The 6871-nt window shown below is 42.7% G+C and carries 5 protein-coding genes and 1 tRNA gene; 4 read left to right on the top strand and 2 right to left on the bottom strand.

The features are described from left to right. A partial coding sequence (locus tag GTH32_RS17770) for a transposase (RefSeq protein WP_163088298.1) occupies positions 1-734 on the top strand: 734 nt, incomplete at its 5' end. Positions 735-1387: 653 nt separating this feature from the next. Further along, the gene (locus GTH32_RS17765) at positions 1388-1966 is read left to right on the top strand and encodes a hypothetical protein (RefSeq protein WP_163088296.1); all 579 of its coding nucleotides are present in this window, start codon (positions 1388-1390) and stop codon (positions 1964-1966) included. A 464-nt stretch (positions 1967-2430) separates the two neighbouring features. Here the strand turns inward: GTH32_RS17765 and GTH32_RS17760 are convergent. Further along, a tRNA-Val gene (locus GTH32_RS17760) sits at positions 2431-2507 on the bottom strand. 130 nt (positions 2508-2637) lie between these two features. After that, positions 2638-3720: a patatin-like phospholipase family protein gene (locus GTH32_RS17755; RefSeq protein WP_163088294.1), complete on the bottom strand. Its 1083-nt coding sequence runs from the start codon at positions 3718-3720 to the stop codon at positions 2638-2640. Between the two features lie 385 nt (positions 3721-4105). On the opposite strand from GTH32_RS17755, the gene hmgA reads away from it, so the two are divergent. Together hmgA and hppD are read left to right on the top strand one after the other, a co-directional pair. Beyond that, on the top strand, positions 4106-5398 hold the full coding sequence (gene hmgA / locus GTH32_RS17750; RefSeq protein WP_163088292.1) for a homogentisate 1,2-dioxygenase: 1293 nt from the start codon (positions 4106-4108) through the stop codon (positions 5396-5398). A 381-nt stretch (positions 5399-5779) separates the two neighbouring features. Then, entirely contained in the window at positions 5780-6856 is a 1077-nt protein-coding gene (hppD, locus tag GTH32_RS17745; protein ID WP_163088290.1) for a 4-hydroxyphenylpyruvate dioxygenase, read from the top strand. The last annotated feature ends 15 nt before the right edge of the window (positions 6857-6871 follow it).

The raw sequence follows: 6871 nt of genomic DNA, 5'->3' as shown, positions 1-6871 counted from the left end.
AGGCACTGAGTACAGAAGACGTGATTCTACGTTGGCACAGGCTGTATAAAGGCACGTTGCTCACACAACGCTACCTATCCCCAGAGTTACGTAAAGACTTGCACGAAACCCACATTGAAGCGGTGGAAGAAACAGCAAAAGTCTGGCGCAAACGGCTATTTGATATCAGTTGGTTTATGCGTGCATTAAATGAGTATATTGCCAGAGCTGCCAATAAAGAAGATGACTGCACCGGGCACTTCTGGGAAGGGCGGTTTAAATCGCAAGCGCTATTAGATGAATCGGCCCTTGCCGCCTGTATGGCCTATGTTGATTTAAACCCGGTACGGGACAAAGTAGCAAAAACGCCAGAAACCTCTGACCATACCAGCATTCAATACCGTATTAACGCCGCCAGGGTAGGTAAAACGCCCAAGCGACTCATGCCTTTTGTAGGCAACTCAAACCAGGCTGGGCCTCAGGGTTTACCTTTTACCTTGCCCGATTACCTTCAGCTTGTAGATATAACCAGCCGCTATATTCACCCAAATAAGCGAGGAAAGGTAGACCATAGTCTGCCCACCATACTAGAGCGCCTTAATATAGAACACGAGCAATGGCTAACTTTAACCACACAATTTGAAACCTGCTTTAAGCAGGCAGCTGGCAAAGTGGTACACCTTGAACAGTATGCCCACAATCAACATCAACAACGGGTACAGGGACGACAAAACGCCAGGCGATTACTGGGGTAGCGGTGCATCTAAATAACCAGTTCGCTAAATTTACAACCCCTTTTACCACCACTTCACGCTAGTGAAGGGATACCCTTCTTCATCAATTCGACTGGCACGCCTTTCTGCCTATACTTCCTATCATCTATAAAGATGTTCCTTCCAGCTTGAATAGTAATAAGTCGAATCTCTGTGCATTCGTTTTTTCATAGGCTTAATAAGCCAAGCATTTTAGCTTTTCTTTGTTTAGCTCTTTCCATTTCTAAAGGTGCCTGTCTTTATTAGTAGTAAGCGTATGCAATGCATTTGCAACTTTTTCGCTCTTGCTATAAAGAGACTAGGAAAAATTTATTTTTGTTGTATGGTTAAATAACACACAACATGTAGATGTACTATTTATAGAGGATTAAAGTCGCCGCTATAGGTTTAAATTATTGCGTTGTCTTAATGCTGCTTCTAATCTTCCGGGATACGCTTGGCTAATCGGCCAGAGTTTAATGCTTTTAAATCATAAAGTTGACAACCTGTTACGGTTAAAAATACCCACTTTTTAATACGACTGGTTTTCATGCTTCTGAAAATTTAGTCGGACCTGCACACACTATGTCGTGAAATAGGTTTTGAGATTTTTATAAGCGGTTATAAAAGTTTAATTTTATAAAGGAAATGTTGGTATGAAAAAATCTAAATACTTAGTATTCGTCGCTTTTACCTTACTGTGGATACCCAAGTTGGTATTGGCCAACTCGTGTGATACAGCAATGGATATATGGACTAAAAATTTGTCCCATGATATGCAGTTTAACTATAAGGACCATTCTGCGGAAATCTCTCAAGGCCGAGTATTAGAAATCTTGAAAAAGTACTCATCAAACTCTGAAACAGTACTTTATGACCTAGACAGATTGCTCGCTTCATGTACAAACAGGGAACTCGTTAATGTGTTCCGTCGTATGCAGACCGAGTATTATACGATAGTTGATTTAGGAAGATTAGCTTACGCCATTGTATTGGCAGAAAAAGAAAATAACATCGATTTGTTTATAGGAGCGGTAAAGGGCATTTACAAAAAAAAATATCAACACCTAGCCTATCCACTATTAAACCGCGCTGCAATTGAGTATCGCAAAAACCAAATTAGACAAACCAAAGTGGCTGAGGAAGAAGCTGCGAGAGCTAAGGTGCTCAAGCTGTATCGGTCAATGTTTGATTCGCAGAGTGGAAGGTTAAAATACAAATTTAGACCGTATTAACCCGTTTGAAAAGCACGTTATAAATTGTTTTTAGTATATATGAATCTTGATGCCCACTTTTCCTACTCCTCTACCTAAGTAAGACAGGCATAATTAGCACTGAAAAGTCGTCGTGTATGCCACTTCCCACGTCTAAAGGTGCCTGTCTTTATTAGTAATACGTCCAAAGATGCCTGTCTTTATTAATAATACTCTCCTAAAACCTCATTAAAAATCGGCATTGCATATTTTAATGCGTGGTTGTGGGAAGCAGAATAGTGAAATCTAGATTTGGTCACGAGTGGTCACGAATTGTGACTACTCGTGACCATTCTGACAGTACTCATCTGTTTTCAAAGGAAAAAACGAAAAGAAACAGAAATTCTGAGAAAATGCTTAAAACCGATTATTTCAATGCTGTCAATGAGTTAGGAATCTTAATTTTTTAAAATGACGCTAGAAAGAATTTTTAGAAGAAAAATAGATGGTGCGTCTACCCTGATTCGAACAGGGGACCTCTACCATGTCAAGGTAGCGCTCTAACCAACTGAGCTATAGACGCATTGTACTGGTTGCAACAAAGGGCTTCATTGCGAGAACGGGGCGTATAATACTGATGCATTGGGTTTGCCGCAAGAAAAACTTACGCCACTTAGTGTTAAGTGGCGAATAAGCGAGCAGGTTTCCCAGTGTTAACCGGGCAACTGGGTAAATGAAAAGGGTTTTATTGCACTTTCTATACTGCCGTCACTAACTATTTTCATAAAGTACTCTCCTAACCTATCAGTCTCTTTCAGTACTGTTTGCCAGTAGCGAATACGGGTGTCGGCGTCTAAGTTCTCAAAATCTTTCCTATCGGGTATTTTCCCGTAGGGGAGACTGGCGACGAACTCTCTTGATGGTACCAACATAACAACATTGTCGTAACTGCTCGCATGAGGTACTCGCCGTTTAAGCCCCTTATCAAACCATCCAGGGATAGGCTTATCATAAAAGTGTGGATAAAGTACTAGCCCTTTTTCAGGGCCAAACGACACATCGAAATGGTAATCGATAATGCCGCCATCTCTGTACATACCCAGTGGCGCGCCTTTGATTTCTTTAACGCCTTCTATAACCACAGGAATAGAGCCTGATGCAAGTAGAGCTTCGTGAATATTATGCTGTGTTAGGGCGTGGTATTCAGTAGGTAATTGATAGGGGTCGTTAATACGAAAGTCGCTGCCGGGGGTGGAAAACACGCAACGAGTGTAAAGCCGTGATAAATTCTTGCGGCTAAGGGTATTTACCGCAGCACTCATTGCTAGCCCCGATAATTGCTGTAATTTGCCATCAAAACGAGTTGCACCTAGGCATTTCGCCACAATAAGGTGCGCTTTCAAATGGTTATTTTCAACCACTTCTCGCTTACCTTTATCGTCAACTATGTATTTCAACAGATCTACCGCTTTCGCTGTTATCTCCCGGGGGGTGGGCTTGTTGCTGCTATAGGTAGTAGTAGAATATGCCTCGGCTAATCGGTTGATTGCGGCTAGTGGGTCTTTTTGTACTGCACATATGGTTCGAAAGGCCCCTGCAGAAGAGCCGATAATATGAATAGGATGGGTTGCTTTAGCTAGCCATTCTGGAAACAATACTCTGTCTAAACCTGCAAGAGTAAACCACTTAGGCCCGCCTGAGGCACCCAAAAAGTAGTTAAATATTTGAGGGCTAAACCCTTCTCGCTTTATTGTTTTTCGAGCGCTGCTGCCTGCGTATATATCTAGCGGTATCAACCCAGTATCCTAATTATTGAAATGTGAGGGTAATTTATCAGTTAATGGTAAAAAAGTAATGGGGGTTCAGCCTGTTAAAACTTGAAGAAAAAGACGCTAAGCTCTTATTTAGGCTAACTTTTCAGCCAAATCCAGTATCTATCACTTTTTAAAATAGCTTTACCTCATCTTCACTTATAACTTGCTAGCCCAAATGTTTCTTAGCCTTTAGCGTTGCATGTCTATGTAAACTATTTGCCACGTCTTACTTTAATACGCTCTGCATAAATACCTGTTAACATTTGATTTACCTTATCTATCTCTCTACGATTTAGTCAATTTAAACGAATTGATCCCCTATTACCCTGTACGCCCAATACCTTTTATTGGTTAAAAGGAAGAATTAATGACGAAGTTGCTATACCAAACCGGCTTTAATAACGAGCACGAAACCGAAGCCTTGCCCGATTCCCTGCCAAAAGGACAATTTAGTCCGCAAAAAGTAAACTATCAGCTGTATGCAGAGCAGTTTTCTAGTACGGCATTCACTGCCCCGCGCGCGAGTAATCGCCGTAGCTGGACGTATCGTTTACGCCCTTCAATTGCCATGGGCGACTTTCAACCTATATCCTTCGATAAGATTGTCACTGCGCCCCACTCTACCCCTTGCCCGCCTAATGTAATGCGGTGGAACCCTTTACCTTTGCCCACTACCGACACGCATTTTTTAGAGGGGATGGTGACCATAGCTGCAAATGGCGATGCGCAGCAACATGCTGGTATGGCTGTGCATGTTTATACTGCGAATGTGGGTATGGGCAATATGGCGTTCTACAATGCTGATGGTGAGCTTTTGTTTGTGCCACAGTTAGGCACGATGGAAGTTGTTACAGAATTTGGAAAATTACAGGTAGCTGCTGGGGAAATTTTAGTTATCCCGAGAGGTATTAAATTTGCTATAACGCCTATTGATGGCCCTATTAGAGGGTATATTTGTGAAAATTATGGCACGCCTTTTACTCTACCTGAACGAGGGCCAGTGGGGGCAAATGGCTATGCCAACCAGCGCGACTTCAAGTATCCGGTGGCTTGGTTTGAAGATAATGAGTCGGCGCATAGGCTTATATGCAAATTTAGCGGCCATTTTTATGAAGCGACGCTAGATCATTCGCCGTTTGACGTCGTCGCTTGGGTGGGGAACTCGGCCCCTTATAAATATGCGCTTCGCGACTTTAATGTTATTAATTCGGTAAGTTACGATCACCCCGACCCTTCTATTTTCACCGTGCTTACATCGCCTTCTGAGCACGAAGGAACCGCGAATATAGATTTTGTTATATTTCCACCTCGTTGGATGGTAGCTGAAAATACGTTCCGTCCACCCTATTATCATAGAAACGTGATGAGTGAGTTTATGGGGCTTATCGAAGGCACCTATGATGCGAAAGAAGAGGGCTTTTTACCCGGAGGGATGAGCCTTCATAACTGTATGACGCCTCACGGGCCCGAGGCACAAGTCTTTAATAACGCATCAAATGCTTCACTGACTCCGCAAAAATATGAAAATACTATGGCGTTTATGTTCGAGTCTCGCTTTGTGATAGCACCCACTGAATTCGCCCTTTCTACGCCATTAAAACAAAAGGATTATTTGCGTTGTTGGGATGGCCTGACGAAGCATTTTGATGGGAGTAAATAAGCGCATTCTCTTTATAAGCGGGTGAACGAAACGGTAAATTTGGCAGCAGATGGAGCGTGGGCGTGTTTCGCTACGTAAGGTATACCCAGTTGTATATGGCCCTATAGTGTGTACGATGACGTGTACGCTTTCGCCTCATCAACCGCCTCTTCCAATCTTTGAAAAAATTATATATATCATATATTTGCTTAGATATTTATAGAGCAAGAAACGATTATTCACCCAGTGCCAACTAAACGTTACAGATTAGCTTTCCACTTGCAAAAGTTATCACACCCACCTACATTGCCCACACGTTAACCTCGTGTTTACAATCTTGTTTCAATTTAGCCGTCAACACCAATAATAAGGCGGTAATCTAAACGAGTGAGTGAGTACGCAATGGCAGATTTATTTGACAATCCAATTGGCTTAGATGGTTTTGAGTTTTTAGAATTTACCGCGCCTGAGAAAGGAATGCTTGAGCCTATTTTTGAGGCTATGGGGTTCACCCGTGTTGCCCGCCACAAGTCAAAAGACGTAGAGCTGTGGCGCCAAGGCGATATAAACCTACTTAGCAACTACGAAAAAAATTGCCATGCTGGCTATTATGCGGAGGAACATGGCCCCTCTGCCTGCGGCATGGCCTTTCGTGTGAAAGATGCTCAGCACGCTTATAGCGAAGTGCTTAAACGGGGCGCGCAACCAATGGACACCTATACAGGCCCTATGGAATTAAAGCTGCCGGCTATTAAAGGTATTGGCGGCGCTATGCTGTATCTTATCGATCGTTACGAAGGTGAGAATACTATTTATGACATCGACTTTCATTGGGAAGAAGGTGTAGATCGCTATCCTCAAGGATGTGGATTTCATACCCTTGATCATCTTACCCATAATGTTTATCGCGGCAGAATGGACTATTGGGCTGGTTTTTACGAGTCGTTATTTAATTTCCGTGAAATACGTTATTTCGACATCAAAGGTGAGTATACGGGGCTGCTTTCTAAGGCAATGACGGCGCCAGATGGCAAAATACGCATTCCACTTAATGAAGAAGCGGTAGGTGGCGGTGGCCAGATAGAAGAGTTTTTAATGAAGTACAATGGTGAAGGTATTCAGCATATCGCTTTTTCGTGTGACGATCTGCCTGCCTGTCTTGATAAATTAAAGGCGAAAGGCATGAAGTTTATGACACCGCCTCCTGATACTTACTACGATATGCTAGAAGAGCGTTTACCGGGGCATGGCGAGCCGGTAGAGGCACTTAAAGCGCGGGGTATTTTATTAGATGGCACAACAGAAAATGGCGAGCCTCGTTTACTACTGCAAATTTTCTCCGAATCGGTGTTTGGCCCAGTATTCTTTGAGTTTATTCAACGCAAACAAGACGATGGATTTGGCGAAGGTAATTTCAAAGCGCTGTTTGAATCTATTGAGCGAGACCAGGTAAACCGAGGCGTGCTAAATAAGCAATAAAATAGCGATGCATAT

The organism is Alteromonas profundi, assembly GCF_010500865.1.
Taxonomy (GTDB): domain Bacteria; phylum Pseudomonadota; class Gammaproteobacteria; order Enterobacterales; family Alteromonadaceae; genus Alteromonas; species Alteromonas profundi.
This window is presented reverse-complemented; position numbering and strand designations above follow the sequence as displayed.